This is a genomic window from Mesorhizobium sophorae, from assembly GCF_002270415.1.
Lineage (GTDB): Bacteria > Pseudomonadota > Alphaproteobacteria > Rhizobiales > Rhizobiaceae > Mesorhizobium > Mesorhizobium sophorae.
Genome location: NZ_NNRI01000007.1, coordinates 308,696 through 326,318, shown reverse-complemented (window position 1 = coordinate 326,318; position 17,623 = coordinate 308,696). Strand labels below are relative to the sequence as shown.

Below are 17,623 nucleotides of genomic sequence, written 5' to 3'. Positions count from 1 at the left end.
AACCGCTTCACACTTTTCGGCATCATGCTCTAGCGATCGAGCAGCGCCTGCAGCGTCTCGATGCGGTCGGCCTCGTTGGCCGGCTTGTCCCAGCGCAGCCGCGAGATGCGGGGAAAGCGCATGGCGACGCCGGATTTGTGCCGGGTCGAGCGGTTGAGGCCCTCGAAGGCGACTTCCAGCACCAGGCCGTTGTCGCGGTCGGCCCGCACCGAGCGCACAGGCCCGAAACGCTCGACCGTGTTGTCGCGGACATATTTGTCGATCTGCTTCAGCTCTTCGTCGGTGAAGCCGAAATAGGCCTTGCCGACCGGCACCAGTTCCTCCTCGCCTTCGCCGCCGGACCAGACGCCGAACGTGTAGTCCGAATAGAAGCTCGAGCGCTTGCCATGGCCGCGCTGCGCATACATCAGCACGGCATCCACCGTGTGCGGATCGCGCTTCCATTTGAACCACGGGCCTTTCGGCCGCCCGGCGACATAGGGCGAGTCCCAGCGCTTCAGCATGACGCCCTCGATGATCGGATGCGGCGGTGCCCGGCGCAGCTCCTCCAGCGCCTGCCAGTCGGCGAAGTCGACAAATGGCGAAAGATCGAAACGGCTCGGGTCGAGCGTTCCGACAAAGGTTTCCAGGCGGCAGCGCCGCTCACGAAACGGCAGCGCGCGCAAATCCTCGTCGCCGATCTGCAGCACGTCGTAGCAGCGCATGAAGGCTGGAAATTGCTGCTGCATCTTCGGCGTCACCGTCTTGCGGTTTAGCCTTTGCTGCAGGTCCGAGAAGGTGCCAGTCGCCAGCCGGGGATCGCCGACCAGCAGTTCACCGTCCAGCGTTGCCGAAAAATGCATGGCGTCGGCGAGATCCGGAAAGGCGCCGGAGACATCGTCGCCGGTGCGCGAATAGAGCCGGCGGATACCGCCTTCGGCCACCGCCTGGACGCGGATGCCGTCCCATTTCCATTCGGCTGCATAGTCCGCGGGGTCGAGCTTTTCGAGATCGCCGTCGCCGACCGGGTTCGACAGCATGACCGGGCGAAACAGGGCCATCGCCGTATTCCTGGGCTTTTCGGCCTTGCCTTCCAGCCAGGCGAACAGTGCCGTGTAAGGCGGCGACAGCCCATGCCAAAGTTCCTCGATCTCGGTGACATCGACCTTGCCGAAATCCGCCAGTGCCTGTTTGGCCAGCCGCGCCGACACGCCGATGCGCAGGCCGCCGGTCACCAGCTTGATGATGGCAAAACGCGCCGAGATGCCGGCGCTGTCGAGCAGTCCGGACAGCACCTTCGGGCCGTCGGAGCGGCTTGCCGCCTGCAGTCTGGCGACGACCTCGCCGAGCGTCGGCTCGCGGTTCGGGATGTTTCCGGGCGTTTGCGGCCAGACCAGCGACACCGTTTCGGCAAGATCGCCGACATAGTCGTAGGAATAGCCGAACAGCACCGGGTCCATGCGCTCGGTGACCAGGGTGCGCAGCATCGCCGGCTTGACCGCGGCGATGTTGAGATCGCCGGTGATAGCCGCCAGCGCCAGGCCACGGTCGGGATCCCCCACACTGCGGAAATAGTCGGTCAGCAAGGTCAGCTTGCCGTTGCGCGACGGCGTCAGCACCAGGCGATCGAGAAGTTCGGCGAAGCGGTTCATGCCTCAATCGCCCTCGTCCTCGTAGCCGACCAGATGCAGCGGTCGTGCGGCGATGCCTTCGAGTTCGCACCAGCGCACCAGCGCTTCCTCGCGACCGTGCGTCACCCAGATTTCCTCGGCTCCGGTCTCCTTGACGGTGGCGGTCAGTTCGTCCCAGTCGGCGTGGTCCGATATGATCAGCGGCAGCTCTACGCCGCCTTGCTTGGCGCGTTGGCGGATGCGCATCCAGCCTGAGGCAAAGCACGAGATCGGATCGGGAAAGCGCCGCGCCCAGCGGTCTGCGAAAGCCGAAGGCGGACCGACCACGATGGCGCCCGCGAAATCCTGCTTGCCGCCCTCCACCGTTGCCGGTTCGAGCGTTCCAAGGTCGATGCCCTGGCTCTGGTAATATTCGCTGAGCCTGGCCAGAGCGCCATGGATGTAGATCGGCCTGTCGTAGCCTGCGTCGCGCAGCAGCCGCATCACCCGCTGCGCCTTTCCCAGCGCATAGGCGCCGACCAAATGCGAGCGTTCGGGAAACTGCGCCGCCGATTTCAGCAGGCGGGCGATCTCTTCCGTGTCGGGTGGATGGCGAAACACCGGCAGGCCGAAAGTCGCCTCGGTGATGAACACATCGCATGGGATCGGCTCGAACGGGGCGCAGGTCGCGTCTTTCTGCCGTTTGTAGTCGCCGGAGGCGACGATGCGCGTGCCCTGGTGCTCGACGGCGATCTGCGCCGAGCCAAGCACATGGCCGGCTGGATGGAAGCTGATGCTGACACCGTCGAGGACAATCGTCTCGCCGAGCTGTGCTGCTTGCGTTGTGTCGGCAAAATCCTCGCCATAGCGCAGGCCCATGATATCGAGCGTCTGTTGTGTGGCCAGCACCGAGCGGTGGCCGGAACGCGCATGATCGGAATGGCCATGCGTGATCAGCGCCCGGTTCACCGGCCGCACCGGGTCGATGAAGAAATCACCTGGTGGGCAATACAGGCCCTCGGGCCGGGGATGGAGCAGGTCTGAGGCGCGCATGATCCCCAAGATAGGATATAATTCCGCTGCGGGAAGCCTGTTGTATGTGACTGCTGACTCCCGCATACAGCGCCGCCGGCTCCATCCGCCGACAGCACCCATCGCCCAGGACCCATCGCCATGGACCCATCGCCATGAAACCGCTTCAGGCCTCGTCCGGCGACTTGAACGCCGATCGCCGTGCCGATTATGCCGAGATGCTGCATGCGGACGGCGATCATGCCGCGGCGGCAGAATTGCTGCTTGGTGCCCTGGAACTGAAGCCGCAATGGGCGATGGGCTGGTTTCGCCTCGGCGAAATGCAGCAGGCCGCGGGTGCGCCGGACCTCGCCGCGCAGGCTTGGGCGATGTCGCTGCAACTCGATCCGACGGATCGTCAAGGTGCCGCACTGAACCTGCAATTGATCGGCAAGGCGCCGCAGACCGGCGCGCTGCCCAGCGCCTTCGTCGAGACGCTGTTCGACCACTATGCCGACAGCTTCGATGAATCACTGGTCGACAGGCTGGGGTACCGGCTTCCCGAATTGCTCGATCGGGCCATTCGGTCGACAAGGCCGGGCCGCTTCCCGCTGGCGCTCGATCTCGGCTGCGGCACCGGGCTAATGGGGCAGAGGCTGCGGCCAATCGCCGATCGGCTGGAGGGATATGACATTTCGGCCAGGATGCTGAAGCAGGCGCGGGCCAAGGGCGTCTACGATTTCCTCGGCAAGGCCGATCTGCGGGATTTTTCCTGTGCCGGCCCGAAAGCCGATCTGGTGGCGGTGGCCGATGTCTTCATCTATGTCGGCGCGCTCGACGGCGTGGTGAAGACGGTTGCCGGCTTGCTTGCCGGCGATGGCCTGTTCGCCTTTTCCGTCGAGAGCCTGGTCGGCAATGGCGATTTTGTGTTGCTGCCATCGCGCCGCTACGCGCATTCGGAACATTATGTGCGTGAAATCCTGGCTGCCAACGGGTTTTCGATCCTGTCGCTGGAAACAACCGTGATCCGGCAGGACCGCCGGGAGCCCGTCAACGGGTTGGTCGTTGTGGCAGGCAAGCTACCGGGGGACGAGGCTGCGATCCCCTCTGGCCGCGCCCGCAGATAATCCGTGCTGCGAAAAAGTCTGATTTGCATGCGCGTCTGATATTTGCGATCTGGTCGCATCAAGGCGGGATATCAGGAGGAGCAGAGTCGATGCGCTGGAACATGATTGTCTTGGCATCTTGCCTGGTGACCGCCGGCTGCGCGGGCAGTTCTATGGCCGAGAGGCAGGACGCCGACATCCAGTCCTCCCTGCAGTATGACAGCGTGCCCTGCGGCCAGCTGCTGGCGCAGCGCAACGCGCTGGCACAGCAGCACAATTTGTCGACGAAGGCGAAGCCCACCTTCTCCAATCCGGCGATGGGCTTCGGCCCGTTCATGCCGGATGTGCGCTCCAAGGCCAAGCAGGACGCCGACAAGGCGACCGGCCAGATGGATGCCATGAACCGGTCGATCGATCGTCGCGATTGCGGCAAGCCAGACCAGCAGAAGAAACTGCTGCCTGGCTAGGATCGGGCGAGCTATCTCTTTGTTTCGACGCAATTGCCCAGAGGGAAAGCGCTACGCGCTTTTCCCGGGAAAACCGTTTCACGCCTTTCCTGGAATTGCTCTAGTACCCCGCTTTGCGGTCGACCAGATTGTCGAGCTTTTCGCCGCGCTCGAAAGCGTCCATCTGGCGCAGCATGATCGGCGCCAGGTGGACAGGATCGGAGGTCGCCGCCGCATGCGGCGTCACGAACACTTTTGGATGTCCCCACAGCGGACTGGTCTTCGGCAGCGGTTCGACTTCGAACACATCGAGGCTCGCCTCCTTCAGCGTGCCGTCATCCAGTGCCCGCACGATGTCGGCGTCCTTCTGCAGGCGGCCGCGACCGGCATTGATCAGCACCGAGCCGCCGAGGCCGTTGCGCTTCCTCAGTTCCTTCAGCACGCCGTAATTGATGATGCCATGCGTGTCCGGGGTCAGCGGCAAAAGCACCACCAGGATATCGGTCGCCTTGAGGAAGGGGATCAGTCCGGCCTCGCCGGCGTAGGTCGCAACGCCTTTCGTCGGCCGCTCGCTGCGTGACCAGCCATTGACGGCAAAGCCGAGTGACAAAAGCACCGAGGCGGCGGCGCGGCCGAGATTGCCGAGGCCCATGATGCCGACCGAAATGTCGGTGGCCGGCCGCTGCTGCGGCTCGTGCCAGATCTTTTTTGGTTGCTGCGACCGGTAGAGCAGGCCGTGGCGATGATGATCGAGCACCCGCCAGACGACATATTCGGTCATGTACTGGGTGAGGTTGTCGGCGACGACCTTGACGATAGGCACATCGGGCAGGCCCGGGTCGGCGAAGATATGGTCGACGCCGGCACCGATCGAGAAGATGGCGCGCAGATTGGGCAGCGATGCCAGGATGTTCGGCTTCTGCTTCCACACCACCGCATAGGTGATCGACGGGTCGCTGGCCCCGTCCGGCTCCAGCACCACCTCGCGCTCGGCCGACAAGAGCTCGCGCCAGCGCTGCGGATGAAAACCGGTGACGGCAAGCAGGATGCGGCCTTTTTCCATCAATGGAGTTTCCCTGTTATGCGTGCCCGTTGTCCAGGCTATTCGCTGACGATGCCGACCGGCGCCGTCTCTATCTTGAAGGCGGCCGAGATCAGCGCCCGAGTATAGTCGGTTTGTGGATTTCCAAAAATCTGTTCGGAAGGGCCGGCTTCGACGATCCTGCCATTGCGCATGACGATGACGTCGTTGGCCAGCGCCCGGATGACTTTGAGGTCGTGACTGATGAAAAGATAGGCGAGGTCGTGCTTGGCCTGCAGGTTGCGCAACAGGTCGACGACCTGCGCCTGCACGCTCATGTCGAGCGCCGATGTCGGCTCGTCTAGCATGACGAATCGCGGGTTGAGCACCATGGCGCGCGCGATGGCGACACGCTGGCGCTGGCCGCCGGAAAACTCGTGCGGGTAGCGGTTGCGGGTAGCGGGATCGAGCCCCACTTCCTTCAGCACGTCGGCGACGCGTGCGTCGCGCTGGTCGGGCGACAGTTTCGGTTCGTGGATCTTCAGGCCTTCCTCGATGATCTCGGCGATCGACATGCGCGGGCTGAGCGAGCCGAACGGGTCCTGGAAGACGATCTGCAATTCGCGCCGCAGCGGCCTCATGGCGTTGAAGGAGAGCTGGTTGATGTCGCGCCCGTTGAACTGGATGCTCCCGGTCGACGAGATCATCCGCGCCAGCGCCAGTCCAAGCGTCGTCTTGCCCGACCCGGATTCGCCGACCACGCCGAGCGTCTGCCCGGCACGCACGGTGATATCGATGCCGTCGACAGCCTTCACATTGTCGACGGTGCGCCGGAAGAAGCCCTGCTTGATCGGAAACCAGACCTTGATGTCCTTGCCGGTCATGACGGGCTTGGCGGCGGCGTTGGCCGCCGGCGGCTTGCCTTTCGGCTCGGCGGCCAGCAGATGCCGCGTATAGGGGTGTTGCGGGTTGGCAAAGATGTCCTTGGTCGGGCCGGTCTCGACGATCTTGCCCTTGGTCATCACGCAGACCCGGTCGGCAATCTTGCGCACGATGCCGAGGTCATGGGTGATGAACAGCATCGACATGCCTTTGCGGCTCTTCAGGCCGGCCAGCAATTCGAGGATCTGCGCCTGCACGGTGACGTCGAGTGCCGTCGTCGGCTCGTCGGCGATCAGCAGTTCCGGTTCGTTGGCCAGCGCCATGGCGATCATCACGCGCTGACGCTGGCCGCCGGACAGCTGGTGCGGATAGGCATCGAGGCGCTTTTGCGGATCGCGGATGCCGACCTCGTTGAGCAAGGCCAGCGTGCGGGCTTTGGCCGGGCGGTCGGCCATGCCCTGATGCAGCTTCAGGATTTCGACGATCTGCTGCTCGATCGTGTGCAGCGGATTGAGTGAAGTCATCGGCTCCTGGAAGATCATGGTGATCTTGTTGCCGCGCACCTGCCGCAACTGCTTCTCGCTCATGGCAAGCAGGTCGGCGCCCTGGAACAGGATCTTTCCCGAGGGATGGCTGGCGCTGGGATAGGGCAACAGCTTCAGCACTGACAGCGCCGACACCGATTTGCCGGAGCCGGATTCGCCGACCAGCGCCACCGTCTCGCCCTTGGCGATGCCGAACGAGATGTGGTCGACTGCCAGCGACTGCTGTCCGCCTTGCGCAAAGGCGACGCTGAGGTCTTGTACGCTGAGCAGGGGTGCTTCGCTCATTTGAACGTCTTGCGCGGATCGAAGGCGTCGCGCGTCGCCTCGCCGACGAACACCAGCAGCGACAGCATCAGCGAGATGACGACGAAGCCGGAAATGCCGAGCCACGGCGCATTGAGATTGCGCTGCGCCTGCTTCAGCAACTCACCGAGCGAGGCGGACCCCGGCGGCAGGCCGAAGCCGAGGTAGTCGAGCGAGGTCAGCGTCGAGATCGAGCCCGAGAGCAGGAAGGGCATGAAGGTCAATGTCGCCACCATGGCGTTGGGCAGCAAATGCCGGAACATGATGGTGCGGTTGGGTACGCCGAGCGCGCGCGCCGCGTTGACATATTCGAAATTGCGGGCGCGCAGGAACTCGGCCCGCACCACGCCGACCAGCGCCACCCAGGAGAACAACAGCATCAGGCCGAGCAGGATGAAGAAGCCCGGCGGCAGGATGGCGGCGACGATGAGCAGGAGATAGAGCACCGGGATCGCCGACCAGATTTCGATGAAACGCTGGAACAGGAGATCGGTCCAGCCGCCGAAATAACCTTGCACGGCGCCGGCCGCGACGCCGATCAGGGCCGAGCCGGCGGTCAGGATCAGGCCGAACAGCACCGAAATGCGGAAGCCGTAGATGACGCGCGCCAGCACGTCACGCGCCTGGTCGTCGGTGCCGAGCCAGTTCCAGTTGCCGACGATGCAGGCCGGATCGGCCGCCCCTTGCGGATACTGGCTGCAGCGCGCCTTGGCGTCATACTGCCAGGACGGCTTGGCCGGTGCCGCTTCCGGAATGGCGTTGTTGACGGTCTGGTAGGAGTAGCGCACCGGCGGCCAGATCATCCAGCCATTGGCGTTGATCTCGTCCTGGATGACCGGGTCGCGATAGTCGGTGACGGCGTAGAAGCCGCCGAACTTTTCCTCGGGGTAGGCGACCAGCACCGGAAACAGGATTTCGCCCTTGTAGGAGGCGATGATCGGCTTGTCGTTGGCGATGAATTCGGCAAACAGCGACAGCACGAACAGGACGAGGAATATCCACAGCGACCAGTAGCCGCGCCGGTTTGCTCTGAAGTTCTGCAGGCGGCGCTTGTTGAGCGGCGACAGCCACGGCCGCACGATCCGCTCCGGTGCGGCCTCCGTGGTTGCGGTGGTGTCCGACATCAGACGTCTCTCCGCTCGAAATCGATGCGCGGATCGACCCAGGTGTAGAGCAGGTCGGACAGCAATCCGACGAACAGCCCGAGCAGCGAGAAGATGTAGAGATTGGCGAACACCACCGGATAGTCGCGCTCGACCACCGACCGGAAGCCGAGCAGGCCGAGGCCATCGAGGGAAAAGATGTTCTCGATCAGCAGCGAGCCGGTGAAGAAGGCCGAGATAAAGGCGCCCGGAAAACCGGCGATCACGATCAGCATGGCGTTGCGGAAGACGTGGCCGTAGAGCACCTGCCGCTCCGACAGGCCCTTGGCGCGCGCCGTCACCACATACTGCTTGCGGATCTCTTCCAGGAAGGAATTCTTGGTCAGCAGCGTCGTGGTGGCGAAGGCCGACAGCACCAGTGCCGTCAGCGGCAAGGTCATGTGCCAGAAATAGTCGATGATCTTGCCGGACCAGGATAGCTGGTCCCAATTGTCGGAGGTGAGGCCGCGCAGCGGAAACCAGTCCCAGAACGACCCGCCGGCAAACAGCACCATCAGCATGATGCCGAACAGGAAGCCCGGAATGGCATAGCCGACAATGACGACGCCGCTGGTCCAGACGTCGAAGGGCGTGCCGTCCTTGACCGCCTTGCGGATGCCGAGCGGGATCGAAATTAGGTAGGACAGAAGCGTGATCCACAGCCCGATCGAGATCGACACCGGCATTTTTTCCAGGATCAGGTTGAGCACCGAAATATCGCGAAAATAGCTGTCGCCGAAATCGAAGCGTGCATAATTCCACAACATCATGCCGAAGCGCTCGAGCGGCGGCTTGTCGAAGCCGAACTGCTTCTCCAGCTTCTTGATGAATTCCGGATCGAGGCCTTGGGCGCCGCGATATTTCGAGCTGACATCACCGGCGACATCGACATTGGCGCCACCGACCGCGTCACCACCGCCGCCACCGAGGCGATCGCTGCCGCCCTGGTTGGTCAGCCGGGCGATGACCTGCTCGACCGGGCCGCCCGGCGCGAACTGGATGACGGCGAAGGATATCGCCATGATGCCGAACAGGGTCGGGATCATCAACAGGATGCGGCGCAGGATATAAGCGCCCATCAGGTCTTTTGCCCTGCTTGAGCGAACATCTCAGCCTTTGCCAATTTTTGCCGCCTTGCCCTTATCGAACCACCACAGCGTCTCGACCGGAAAGCCGAAATCGGGCTTTTGCTCGACGAAGTCGAACATGTCCCAATAGGCGACGCGGTGATTCGCCAGATAGTATGTTGGAATCCAGTCTAGCCGTGCGCGCAAGACCCGGTCGAGCGCCCTGAGCGCGGTGACGAGTTCGTTTCGGCTTTGTGCCTTGCCAGCTGCCACGATCAGCGCGTCGATGACCTTGCTTTCCGTGCCCGGATAGTTGCGTTGCCCCGGCGTTTTCGCCATTCGGGAATCATAGAGCATCTCCAGGCCGTCTTCAGTCGGCGTCGCTCCGATCGACCAATGCAGCACGGTAAGATCGAAGTCGAAATCACTGTGCCGCTGTTCATATTGTGCCGAATCGATTTGCCGGATCGAGGCGTCGATCCCGATCGCCTTCATATTCTCGGACCATGGTGTGAAGATGCGAACGATGCCGTCATCCTCTGCGAGCATTTCAACCTGCAGACGCTCACCCTTGTCGTTGACGACGAAACTGCCCGCACGTTTCCAGCCGGCTTGCGCAAGCAATCTCGAAGCCTCGCCCAGCAGCTTGCGGTCATGGCCCGAGCCGTCGGACAGAGGCTGCGTCACGGCTTCGCCAAAGACCTCTGGTGGCAACTCAGCCCGGAACGGCTCGAGCAGGGCCAATTCGCCAGGCGATGGCAGGCCTTCGGCCTTATAATCCGACCGTTCGAAGTTCGATTGAGAGCGCTCGTAAGAGCCGTAAAACAGGGCCCGCTTCATCCATTCGAAATCGAAGCATCTGGCGATCGCCCGCCGTACCCGCTCGTCGCGAAATTGCGGACGACGTTGATTCAACGCCACGCCCTGCATGTCTGGCGTCTTCTCACCGGGAAATTCCCGTTTGACGATCTTGCCATCCTTCAGCGCAGGAAAGTCGTATCCGGTCGCCCATACCCGCGCGGTGAATTCCTCGCGAAAATGCGTGTCGCCTTTCTTGAAGGCTTCAAAAGCCGCCTGCCGATCAAGATAGAAGTCGATGCGGATGCGGTCGAAATTGTACAGGCCACGGTTCACGGCTAGATCGCGACCCCAATAGTCGGCGACGCGGTCATATTCGACAGTCTGTCCGGCTACCACGCGCCCGATCTTGTAAGGCCCCGAGCCGAGCGGCGGTGTCATCGTCGAGGCATCGAAATGATTGGTCGTATAAAAGGCCTTGGACACGATCGGTATTGCCACGATCGCAAGGATGTTCTGCGGCGACTGCTCGCCGTTGAAGGTCAGGTCGAGAGTGGTGGGATCGACCGCGACCGCTTCCGTCAAATACCGCAGCGCCTTGGAAAGGTTTGGATGGCCTTGGTCTTTGTAGAGCTTCAACGCGAAGGCAACGTCTTCGGCGGTCAGCGGCGAACCGTTGTTGAAGCGGGCTTGCGGTCGTAGGCTGAAACGGAAGCCATTGCGGTCCTGCGACAAGGTGACGGACTCGGCAAGCAGGCCATAGACCGCATCAGGCTCATCGAGCGCGCTTGCCATCAGAGAATCGAAACAAAGCTCCGTTCGCGGCGGTGAATCTCCTTTCAACACCAGGGAATTCAATGTGTTGAAAGTCAGGAAGCTCTGATTCAAGGTGGCGTTGGGCGGCGCGAAATTCATCTGGCCGCCCTTGGGCGCGTCCGGATTGACATAGTCGAAATGCGGGAAGTCCGGCTTGTATTTGAGATCGCCGAAAGCCGACAGGCCGTGCAGTTTTACGCCAGTCGGGAGGGTGGCGAAGGCTCGGCCGGGCAACAGGGCGGCGGCGGCGGCAGCACCGCCCAATGCCAGGAAATTGCGGCGGGCAAGGACCGCCATCAATTGCCGCCTTTGTACTTGGCCGCCAGCGCCTTTTCCTTATCGAGGTCGATCCACCAGGAATCGATATCGGCGCCCACGTAGGCGGGCTGCTTGTCTGGAAAGCCGAACTTGTCCCAATAGGCCAGCCAGACGGCGGACCGGTGATATTGCGGTACGACGTAGAAGTTCCACAACAGGATACGGTCGAGCGCGTGGGTGGCGGCGACAAGGTCGTCGCGATCGGTGGCGAAGATGATGCGGTCGACCAGCGCGTCGATGATCGGATCCTTGATGCCCATCAGATTGCGCGACCCCGGCGCATCGGCGGCTTTCGAAGTCCAGAAGTCGCGTTGTTCGTTGCCCGGCGAATCCGACTGCTGGAGAAGCCCCGTGACGACATCGAAATCGAAATTGTTGACGCGGTTGATGTACTGCGTCTGATCGATGATGCGCAGCGTGGCGTCGACACCGATCTTGCGCAGATTGTCGATATAGGGGCTGGCGATCACCTGGTCGGTGTCGTTCCAGCCGAGAATTTCGAACTTGAACGGCGCTCCGGTCTTGGCATTGACCATCTTGCCGCCCTTGATCACCCAGCCGGCCTTCGCGAACAGATCAACCGCCTGTTTCAGGTACTTTCGTTCCGATTGCGGGGAATCGTAGACCGGCAGCTTGAATTCCTGGGTGAAGAGTTCGGGCGGCAGCTTGTCGCGATATTTTTCCAGGATTTTCAGCTCCTTGCCTTGCGGCAATCCGCTCGATGCCAGTTCGGTACCCTGGAAATAGCTCGATGTGCGGGTGTTGAAGCCGAAGAACAGCGTGCGGTTCATGCTCTCGAAATCGAACGGGATTGTCAGCGCTTCACGCACCAGCCGGTCCTGGAACAGCGGCCGCCGCTGGTTGAGGACGAAACCCTGCATCGCCTGTGGCGCCTGGGTCTGGAAGTCCTTCTTGACGACATCACCGGCTTTGAATGCAGGAAAATTGTAAGCCGTTGCCCATTTGCGCGAGCTGTATTCGCGGTTGATGTCTTCCAGCCCGCCCTTGGTGAAAGCCAGCCAGGCGGCGTTGTCGTCGAGTATATAGGTGTAGCGTCGCGTGTCGAAATTCTCGCGGCCGATCTTCACCGGCAGTTTGGCTGCCCAGTAGTCGGGCACGCGCTGCCAGATGATTTCCGAGCCGGGCTTGAAACTGGCGATCTTGTAGGCGGCCGAACCGAGCGGAATTTCCAGCGTCGGCTTGGTCACGTCGCGCTTCTTGCCGTTGGCGTCGGTGCCTTCCCACCAGTGTTTCGGCAGTACGGCAAGGTCGCCGATGATCTTCGGCAATTCCCGGTTGCCCTTCTGGTTGAAATGGAACTCGACCTCGCAGTCGGAGACGGCGACCGCATCGGTGACGTTCTCGAAATAGCGGCTGTATTGCGGGCTGTTCGCCTTCAGCACCTGGAACGACCAGATCACATCATCGACAGTGATCGGCTGGCCGTCATGCCATTTGGCGCGCGGGTCGAGCCGGTAGGTCGCGGAGGAATAATCGGCCGGATATTTGTAGGCATCGGCGATCAGCGGATGGCTGGTGCTGCCTTCGTCGGTCGCCTGCTCCATCAGCGTGTCGTAGAGCAGGCCGCCGCCGAATCCGACCAGTCCGGCGGCCGGCGATCCCTGGACGATATAGGGGTTGAAGCTGTCATAGGTGCCGGGCACCACCGAATTCAGCGTGCCTCCCTTGGGCGCGCTCGGGTTGACGTAGTCGTAGTGCTGGAAATTGTCGCCGTATTTGGACTCGCCGATCAGCGAGGAGGTGGTGCGCCATTCGTCGGCTTGTGTCGCTTGCAATCCCGCCGCCAGTAGGGCTGCCGCCAGCAACGATTTGAGAAGCGTTCGGCCAACCGTCATGCACTGTCCTCTTCGCGTTGCGTGTCCATTCCACAAAGGCAATCTAGATGATTTGCTCCTCGTGAAAACCGCAATGCGCGGCTTTGTCGCTGCACATGCGATCTTGCTAACAAAAAAGCCGGGCTGAACCCGGCTTTTTCAAGATCGTTGAGGTTACAATTTGTTTATTGGGCAGGCGCCGGTGCCGGAGCGGCTGGAGCCGGGGCGGCGGGGGCTGGCGCGGCCGGAGCCGCCGGCTTGGCGGGAGCAGCACCCTCGGCCGGCTTGGCCGGGGCGGCTGCTTCGGCAGGCTTGGCGGGTGCCGTTGCGTCGGCTGCAGCCCCTGGCGCCGGCAGCGGCTTAGGATTGTCGGACAGCGTGCGCAGATAGGCGATGACGTTGGCGCGGTCCTCGTCCTTGGGCAGGCCGGCAAAGCCCATGGCCGTGCCCTTCACGAATTTCTTCGGCGAGGTGATGAAGTGGTTGATGTTGTCATAGGTCCACTTCTCGGTGCCGCCCTTGGAGAATTCCTTCATGCCGGCCGAGTAGGCAAAGCCTTCATGTTCGCCAACCGGACGGTCGATGAGATCCCACAGATCGGGGCCGACCTTGTTGGGGCCGCCCTTTTCACCGGAATGGCAGGCCTGGCATTTCTTGAACACGGCAGCGCCCGCTTCGACATTGGCGGTCGCCAGAAGGTCGGCAATCGGCTTGGCTTCGGCAGCCGGAGCGGCCGGGCCGCCTTCGGCGGGTTCGGTGGCTTCGATGGCGAAGCCAGGCTTTTCCGGCGCCGGCGAGGCAAACAGCGCATCCGACACAAGGCCAACCGAGAAGACCACGAAAACAGTTCCGAGCAATCCGGCGAGCAGCTTGTTGACTTCGTTGGAATCCATACGCCCCTTGCTCCCTTTTCCGGCGGACCGATCCGTCCACTCCGTCCGTCGGTATCGTGACCCACCCTGCTAAGGCGGTCAAATCGGGCGGAAACTAGGTCTTTTGCTCCGGCGTTGCAACACCTATAAGGGCGCTTCCAGTGAGACCTTTTGCCACTTTTCCCTTCCCCTTTTGAGACGCCTTGCAACGCGCATGTCCACGCTGATCCTGATCCCGGCCCGCATGGCCTCGACCCGCCTGCCGGGCAAGCCGCTGGCCGACATCGCCGGCGCGCCGATGATCGTCCATGTCGCCCGCCGCGCCGCCGAGGCCGGCCTCGGCCGGGTGGTGGTCGCGACCGACACGCAAAGCGTGGCGGAAGCGGTGCGCGCGCATGGTTTCGAGGCCGTGATGACGCGCATGGATCACGAATCCGGCTCCGATCGCATCCACGAGGCTCTGGTCGCGCTTGATCCCGAACGCAAGGTCGAAACGATCGTCAATGTGCAAGGCGATTTGCCGACAATCGACCCGGAAATCATCGCCGCGTCACTCAGGCCGTTCGAGGACAGGGCGGTGGATATCGCCACGCTCGGCGTCGAGATCGTCCGCGACGAGGAAAAGACCAATCCCAACGTCGTCAAGATCGTCGGCTCGCCGCTTTCCGGCACCAGGCTGAGGGCGCTCTATTTCACCCGCGCCACCGCGCCATGGGGCGAGGGCGCGCTTTACCACCATGTCGGCCTCTACGCCTATCGCCGAGCAGCACTCGAGCGCTTCGTCGCGCTGAAGCCGTCGCCGCTCGAACGACGCGAACGGCTGGAACAGCTGCGGGCGCTGGAAGCCGGCATGCGCATCGATGCCGAGATCGTGCGTTCATTGCCGCTTGGCGTCGACACGCCGCAAGACCTCGAACGCGCCAGAACCATCCTTTCACACTGAAGAATCCCTTCGAACAGAGACACCTTGAACCGAGACTTGGGCATGCCTGAAAAGACCAACAGAATATCCTTCCAGGGCGAGCCGGGCGCCAATTCCGACACCGCCAGCCGCAACGTCTATCCCTCGATGGAGCCGTTGCCGTGCCCGACCTTCGAGGATGCGTTCAACGCGGTCGAGACGGGCAAGGCCGACCTCGCCATGATCCCGATCGAGAACACCATCGCCGGGCGCGTCGCCGACATCCACCATCTGTTGCCGGAATCAAGGCTGCACATCGTCGGGGAATATTTCCTGCCAATCCATTTCCAGCTGATGGTGCTGCCCGGCGTCAAACGCAACGAGATCAAGACCGTGCACAGCCACATCCACGCGCTTGGCCAGTGCCGCAAATACATCCGCAAGAATGGCTGGAAGCCGGTGGTCGCCGGCGACACGGCGGGTTCGGCGAAGCTGGTTTCGGAGGTCAAGGACCGCACCATGGCGTCGCTCGCCCCGGCGCTCGCGGCAGAACTCTACGGGCTCGACATCATCGAGGAGAATGTCGAGGACACCGATTCCAACGTCACCCGCTTTGTCGTTCTGACCAAGAACAAGCAATGGGCCGAACGCCCGTCGGCCGACACCAAGATGATGACGACGTTCATCTTCCGCGTCCGCAACGTGCCGGCCGCGCTCTACAAGGCAATGGGCGGTTTCGCCACCAACGGCATCAACATGACCAAGCTGGAGAGCTACCAGTTGGGGGCGTTCACCGCGACGCTGTTTTACGCCGACATCGAGGGCCATCCCGACGATCCGCTGGTCAAGCTGGCGCTGGACGAGCTTCGTTTCTTCTCCCGCGAGGTGCGGATCCTGGGCGTCTATCCGGCCAGCGAGTCACGCGAGCAGTGGAAGGTGGCTGACTAAATCACCGCACCCAGCGGCACGTAGTCGATCTCCATGAAGGTCTCGACTTCCGGGATCCAGCGGTCGCGCACGAAGGCGACGTGGTCGGGATGGTCGTTGTATCTGGTGTAGGCGGCCTGGTCGGCGAACTCCATCGAGAAGCCGAAGCGATAGTCGTTCTTGGGGCTGACCTGCCGCAATTGCTCGAAATGCGTGACGCCCCTGATCGCCGACAGGGCTTTCTTGGCGTCGACCAGGAACCTCTTTTCCTCCAGCGAATGCGGCGGATGCTTCAGCGTGAACACGACGGTGTGACGGATCATTTTCTGCTCCTGCAATGTCTTTCGGTATTGGCGGCCGTCATTCGCTGTCCACCCAGGCGCGGATGAGGTGGTGCGCAATGGCGCCTTTCGGTGGTGTGACCAGATCGCCGGGATGTTCCCTGGTCAGCATCAAGCGCACTTCGTCGCGGGCAAACCAGCGGCAGTCTTCAAGCTCGTTAAGGTCGGCCTGGATGTCGTCGTTGAGCGGCTCGCCGAAGCAGCCGATCATCAGCGAATAGGGAAACGGCCAGGGCTGGCTGGCGTGATAGACGACGCGGCCGAGCCTGATGCCGGCCTCCTCCAGCGTCTCGCGGCGCACCGCGGCTTCGATCGTCTCGCCCGGCTCGATGAAGCCGGCAAGGGCCGAATACATGCCCGGTCCGAAATGCCGGCCGCGCCCGAGCAGGCATTTGTCCCGCGTCGCCGTCAGCATGATCGCCACCGGGTCGGTGCGGGGAAAATGCTCGGTGCCGCAATTTGGGCAATGCCGTTTGTAGCCGCCGGCCCGCATCTGTGATTCGGTGCCGCATTTGCTGCAGAAGCGATGGCTTGCATGCCAGGCGAGCAGGGCAGCGCCTTGCGCCATCGCGCCGGCGGCCGCCTCATCGATCAGCCCTTGCATGTAGACCGAACGATAGTCGATCGCCTTGACGGTCTCGGACAAATGTTCGGCCTCGACGCCGGCTGGTATCGCCAGCACGGGTCCCAGGTCGGAAAAGCCGAGCAGGACGCCGTGGGCGAAGGAAACCTTGAACGGCTCGCTCTCGGCGGCGCCGAACCAGGGATCGAGGCCACCGTTGCCCCCGAGCTTCAGATAGAGCCGGCCGCCATTCATCAGAAGCAGCCGCGTCGTCGGATCGGCCAGCGCCTTGTCGACGGAATCGTCGGCGCGGTTTTCGGATTGCCGGTCGATGATGTTGCCGGCAAAGCCGACGAACTGGCTCGGCTCGCGCAGCGGCGCGTCAAACAGGCGGAAGCTCATGCGGACTCTGATGCTTTGGGATGGACACGGGGAAGGCTTATAGCGCCGCCCTTATCGTTTGGGCAAACCGGCGCAGGTCGGAACGCTGATAGGGCTCGCGCAGGCCGTGTCCCCACACCGGGCCTGGCCAGCCGGGATCGCCCTCCGAACGCGCGACGACATGGATGTGCAATTGGCGCACGATGTTGCCGAGCGCGCCGGTGTTGATCTTGGTGCAGCCGGTCGCCTTCTTCAGCGCCTGCGCCACCATATTGGTCTCGAAGGTCAGCATTGCCTGGTCGAGCGGCGTCATGTCGTGGATTTCTACCGCGCCCGGCCGCTGCGGCACCAGCAGCAACCATGGCCAGCGCCGGTCGTTCATCACCCGCAATTCGCACAGCCCAAGCCACATCAACTGTTCGCTGTCCGCCTCCAGCCGGGCATCCAGCGTGAATCCGGCCTTAAGGCCCGGCAGCATCGGCGTTTCCCTTGCTTTTCTTGGTTTCCTCAAACTCATAAACGCTAGAGCGGCTGCAACAGGGCTGCAAGCGAATCATTGGCCCCCAGCGGTTCGTGATGCCGATTCGCCTGCGCACTTGCATTTCATCGCCGAATTGCCGATATGGACAGCGGGAGGTTGGTGGTGGACGATCCACTCGCCAACCGGGTCAGGTCCGGAAGGAAGCAGCCCTAACGAGCCCGGAACGGGTCATTGTTCCAGCCTCCCACCTCATTGGCTCCTCTCGCGACATTGACGACG

The 17,623-nt window shown here is 62.5% G+C and carries 16 protein-coding genes and 1 other RNA gene; 5 read left to right on the top strand and 12 right to left on the bottom strand.

Annotated features, from left to right (window positions below; all coding sequences use genetic code 11):
- Window positions 1-29: 29 nt before the first annotated feature.
- On the bottom strand, window positions 30-1,631 hold the full coding sequence (locus CGZ66_RS05990) for a cisplatin damage response ATP-dependent DNA ligase (RefSeq protein WP_095082514.1): 1,602 nt from the start codon (window positions 1,629-1,631) through the stop codon (window positions 30-32).
- A 3-nt stretch (window positions 1,632-1,634) separates the two neighbouring features.
- Window positions 1,635-2,642, bottom strand: a complete 1,008-nt coding sequence (locus tag CGZ66_RS05985) for a ligase-associated DNA damage response exonuclease (RefSeq protein WP_095082512.1) — start codon at window positions 2,640-2,642, stop codon at window positions 1,635-1,637.
- Window positions 2,643-2,776: 134 nt separating this feature from the next.
- On the opposite strand from CGZ66_RS05985, the gene CGZ66_RS05980 reads away from it, so the two are divergent.
- Together CGZ66_RS05980 and CGZ66_RS05975 are read left to right on the top strand one after the other, a co-directional pair.
- The gene (locus CGZ66_RS05980) at window positions 2,777-3,727 is read left to right on the top strand and encodes a class I SAM-dependent DNA methyltransferase (RefSeq protein WP_095082510.1); all 951 of its coding nucleotides are present in this window, start codon (window positions 2,777-2,779) and stop codon (window positions 3,725-3,727) included.
- Window positions 3,728-3,816: 89 nt separating this feature from the next.
- Window positions 3,817-4,173: a hypothetical protein gene (locus CGZ66_RS05975; RefSeq protein ID WP_095082508.1), complete on the top strand. Its 357-nt coding sequence runs from the start codon at window positions 3,817-3,819 to the stop codon at window positions 4,171-4,173.
- A gap of 100 nt (window positions 4,174-4,273) precedes the next feature.
- Here the strand turns inward: CGZ66_RS05975 and CGZ66_RS05970 are convergent, their stop codons facing one another.
- From CGZ66_RS05970 to CGZ66_RS05940, 7 genes are all read right to left on the bottom strand, one after another.
- The gene (locus CGZ66_RS05970; RefSeq protein WP_095082506.1) at window positions 4,274-5,215 is read right to left on the bottom strand and encodes a 2-hydroxyacid dehydrogenase; all 942 of its coding nucleotides are present in this window, start codon (window positions 5,213-5,215) and stop codon (window positions 4,274-4,276) included.
- 38 nt (window positions 5,216-5,253) lie between these two features.
- Window positions 5,254-6,885 carry an ABC transporter ATP-binding protein gene (locus tag CGZ66_RS05965; RefSeq protein WP_095082504.1) on the bottom strand — a complete coding sequence of 544 codons (1,632 nt, stop codon included), beginning with the start codon at window positions 6,883-6,885 and terminating at the stop codon, window positions 5,254-5,256.
- Window positions 6,882-8,027 (bottom strand): ABC transporter permease, encoded by a 1,146-nt coding sequence (locus CGZ66_RS05960; RefSeq protein ID WP_095082502.1) that lies wholly within the window; start codon window positions 8,025-8,027, stop codon window positions 6,882-6,884. Before CGZ66_RS05960 ends, CGZ66_RS05965 begins: the two co-directional genes overlap by 4 nt.
- Entirely contained in the window at window positions 8,027-9,124 is a 1,098-nt protein-coding gene (locus tag CGZ66_RS05955; RefSeq protein WP_095082500.1) for a microcin C ABC transporter permease YejB, read from the bottom strand. Before CGZ66_RS05955 ends, CGZ66_RS05960 begins: the two co-directional genes overlap by 1 nt.
- Window positions 9,125-9,154: 30 nt before the next feature.
- Entirely contained in the window at window positions 9,155-11,023 is a 1,869-nt protein-coding gene (locus CGZ66_RS05950; protein WP_095082498.1) for an extracellular solute-binding protein, read from the bottom strand.
- A complete protein-coding gene (locus tag CGZ66_RS05945) occupies window positions 11,023-12,900 on the bottom strand; it encodes an extracellular solute-binding protein (RefSeq protein WP_095082496.1) in 1,878 nt (625 codons plus the stop codon). The genes CGZ66_RS05950 and CGZ66_RS05945 overlap by 1 nt, the downstream gene beginning before the upstream one ends.
- Before the next feature lie 164 nt (window positions 12,901-13,064).
- Complete coding sequence (locus CGZ66_RS05940) at window positions 13,065-13,772, bottom strand: c-type cytochrome (RefSeq protein ID WP_095082494.1); 708 nt, start codon at window positions 13,770-13,772, stop codon at window positions 13,065-13,067.
- 193 nt (window positions 13,773-13,965) lie between these two features.
- Here CGZ66_RS05940 and CGZ66_RS05935 point away from each other — a divergent pair, with 193 nt between their 5' ends.
- Entirely contained in the window at window positions 13,966-14,694 is a 729-nt protein-coding gene (locus CGZ66_RS05935; RefSeq protein WP_095082492.1) for a 3-deoxy-manno-octulosonate cytidylyltransferase, read from the top strand.
- 42 nt (window positions 14,695-14,736) lie between these two features.
- Window positions 14,737-15,600, top strand: a complete 864-nt coding sequence (locus CGZ66_RS05930) for a prephenate dehydratase (RefSeq protein ID WP_095084280.1) — start codon at window positions 14,737-14,739, stop codon at window positions 15,598-15,600.
- Here the strand turns inward: CGZ66_RS05930 and CGZ66_RS05925 are convergent.
- The 3 genes from CGZ66_RS05925 to CGZ66_RS05915 are packed head-to-tail and all read right to left on the bottom strand — an operon-like array spanning window position 15,597 to window position 17,341.
- Entirely contained in the window at window positions 15,597-15,902 is a 306-nt protein-coding gene (locus CGZ66_RS05925; RefSeq protein ID WP_095082490.1) for a Dabb family protein, read from the bottom strand. The two genes, CGZ66_RS05930 and CGZ66_RS05925, sit on opposite strands and share 4 nt — an antisense overlap.
- A 37-nt stretch (window positions 15,903-15,939) precedes the next feature.
- A complete protein-coding gene (gene nudC, locus CGZ66_RS05920) occupies window positions 15,940-16,884 on the bottom strand; it encodes an NAD(+) diphosphatase (protein WP_095082487.1) in 945 nt (314 codons plus the stop codon).
- A gap of 37 nt (window positions 16,885-16,921) precedes the next feature.
- Window positions 16,922-17,341, bottom strand: coding sequence for an HIT domain-containing protein (locus CGZ66_RS05915; RefSeq protein WP_095082485.1), 420 nt, complete (start codon window positions 17,339-17,341; stop codon window positions 16,922-16,924).
- A gap of 154 nt (window positions 17,342-17,495) precedes the next feature.
- On the opposite strand from CGZ66_RS05915, the gene ffs reads away from it, so the two are divergent.
- Window positions 17,496-17,592, top strand: an RNA gene (gene ffs / locus CGZ66_RS05910) — signal recognition particle sRNA small type.
- The last annotated feature ends 31 nt before the right edge of the window (window positions 17,593-17,623 follow it).

Excerpts from the sequence above, each read along its gene's own strand:
- CGZ66_RS05990 (WP_095082514.1), bottom strand. The coding sequence starts at position 1,631 with ATGAACCGCTTCGCCGAACTTCTCGATCGCCTGGTGCTGACGCCGTCG.
- CGZ66_RS05985 (WP_095082512.1), bottom strand. The coding sequence starts at position 2,642 with ATGCGCGCCTCAGACCTGCTCCATCCCCGGCCCGAGGGCCTGTATTGC.
- CGZ66_RS05980 (WP_095082510.1), top strand. The coding sequence starts at position 2,777 with ATGAAACCGCTTCAGGCCTCGTCCGGCGACTTGAACGCCGATCGCCGT.
- CGZ66_RS05975 (WP_095082508.1), top strand. The coding sequence starts at position 3,817 with ATGCGCTGGAACATGATTGTCTTGGCATCTTGCCTGGTGACCGCCGGC.
- CGZ66_RS05970 (WP_095082506.1), bottom strand. The coding sequence starts at position 5,215 with ATGGAAAAAGGCCGCATCCTGCTTGCCGTCACCGGTTTTCATCCGCAG.
- CGZ66_RS05965 (WP_095082504.1), bottom strand. The coding sequence starts at position 6,885 with ATGAGCGAAGCACCCCTGCTCAGCGTACAAGACCTCAGCGTCGCCTTT.
- CGZ66_RS05960 (WP_095082502.1), bottom strand. The coding sequence starts at position 8,027 with ATGTCGGACACCACCGCAACCACGGAGGCCGCACCGGAGCGGATCGTG.
- CGZ66_RS05955 (WP_095082500.1), bottom strand. The coding sequence starts at position 9,124 with ATGGGCGCTTATATCCTGCGCCGCATCCTGTTGATGATCCCGACCCTG.
- CGZ66_RS05950 (WP_095082498.1), bottom strand. The coding sequence starts at position 11,023 with ATGGCGGTCCTTGCCCGCCGCAATTTCCTGGCATTGGGCGGTGCTGCC.
- CGZ66_RS05945 (WP_095082496.1), bottom strand. The coding sequence starts at position 12,900 with ATGACGGTTGGCCGAACGCTTCTCAAATCGTTGCTGGCGGCAGCCCTA.
- CGZ66_RS05940 (WP_095082494.1), bottom strand. The coding sequence starts at position 13,772 with ATGGATTCCAACGAAGTCAACAAGCTGCTCGCCGGATTGCTCGGAACT.
- CGZ66_RS05935 (WP_095082492.1), top strand. The coding sequence starts at position 13,966 with ATGTCCACGCTGATCCTGATCCCGGCCCGCATGGCCTCGACCCGCCTG.
- CGZ66_RS05930 (WP_095084280.1), top strand. The coding sequence starts at position 14,737 with ATGCCTGAAAAGACCAACAGAATATCCTTCCAGGGCGAGCCGGGCGCC.
- CGZ66_RS05925 (WP_095082490.1), bottom strand. The coding sequence starts at position 15,902 with ATGATCCGTCACACCGTCGTGTTCACGCTGAAGCATCCGCCGCATTCG.
- nudC (WP_095082487.1), bottom strand. The coding sequence starts at position 16,884 with ATGAGCTTCCGCCTGTTTGACGCGCCGCTGCGCGAGCCGAGCCAGTTC.
- CGZ66_RS05915 (WP_095082485.1), bottom strand. The coding sequence starts at position 17,341 with ATGCTGCCGGGCCTTAAGGCCGGATTCACGCTGGATGCCCGGCTGGAG.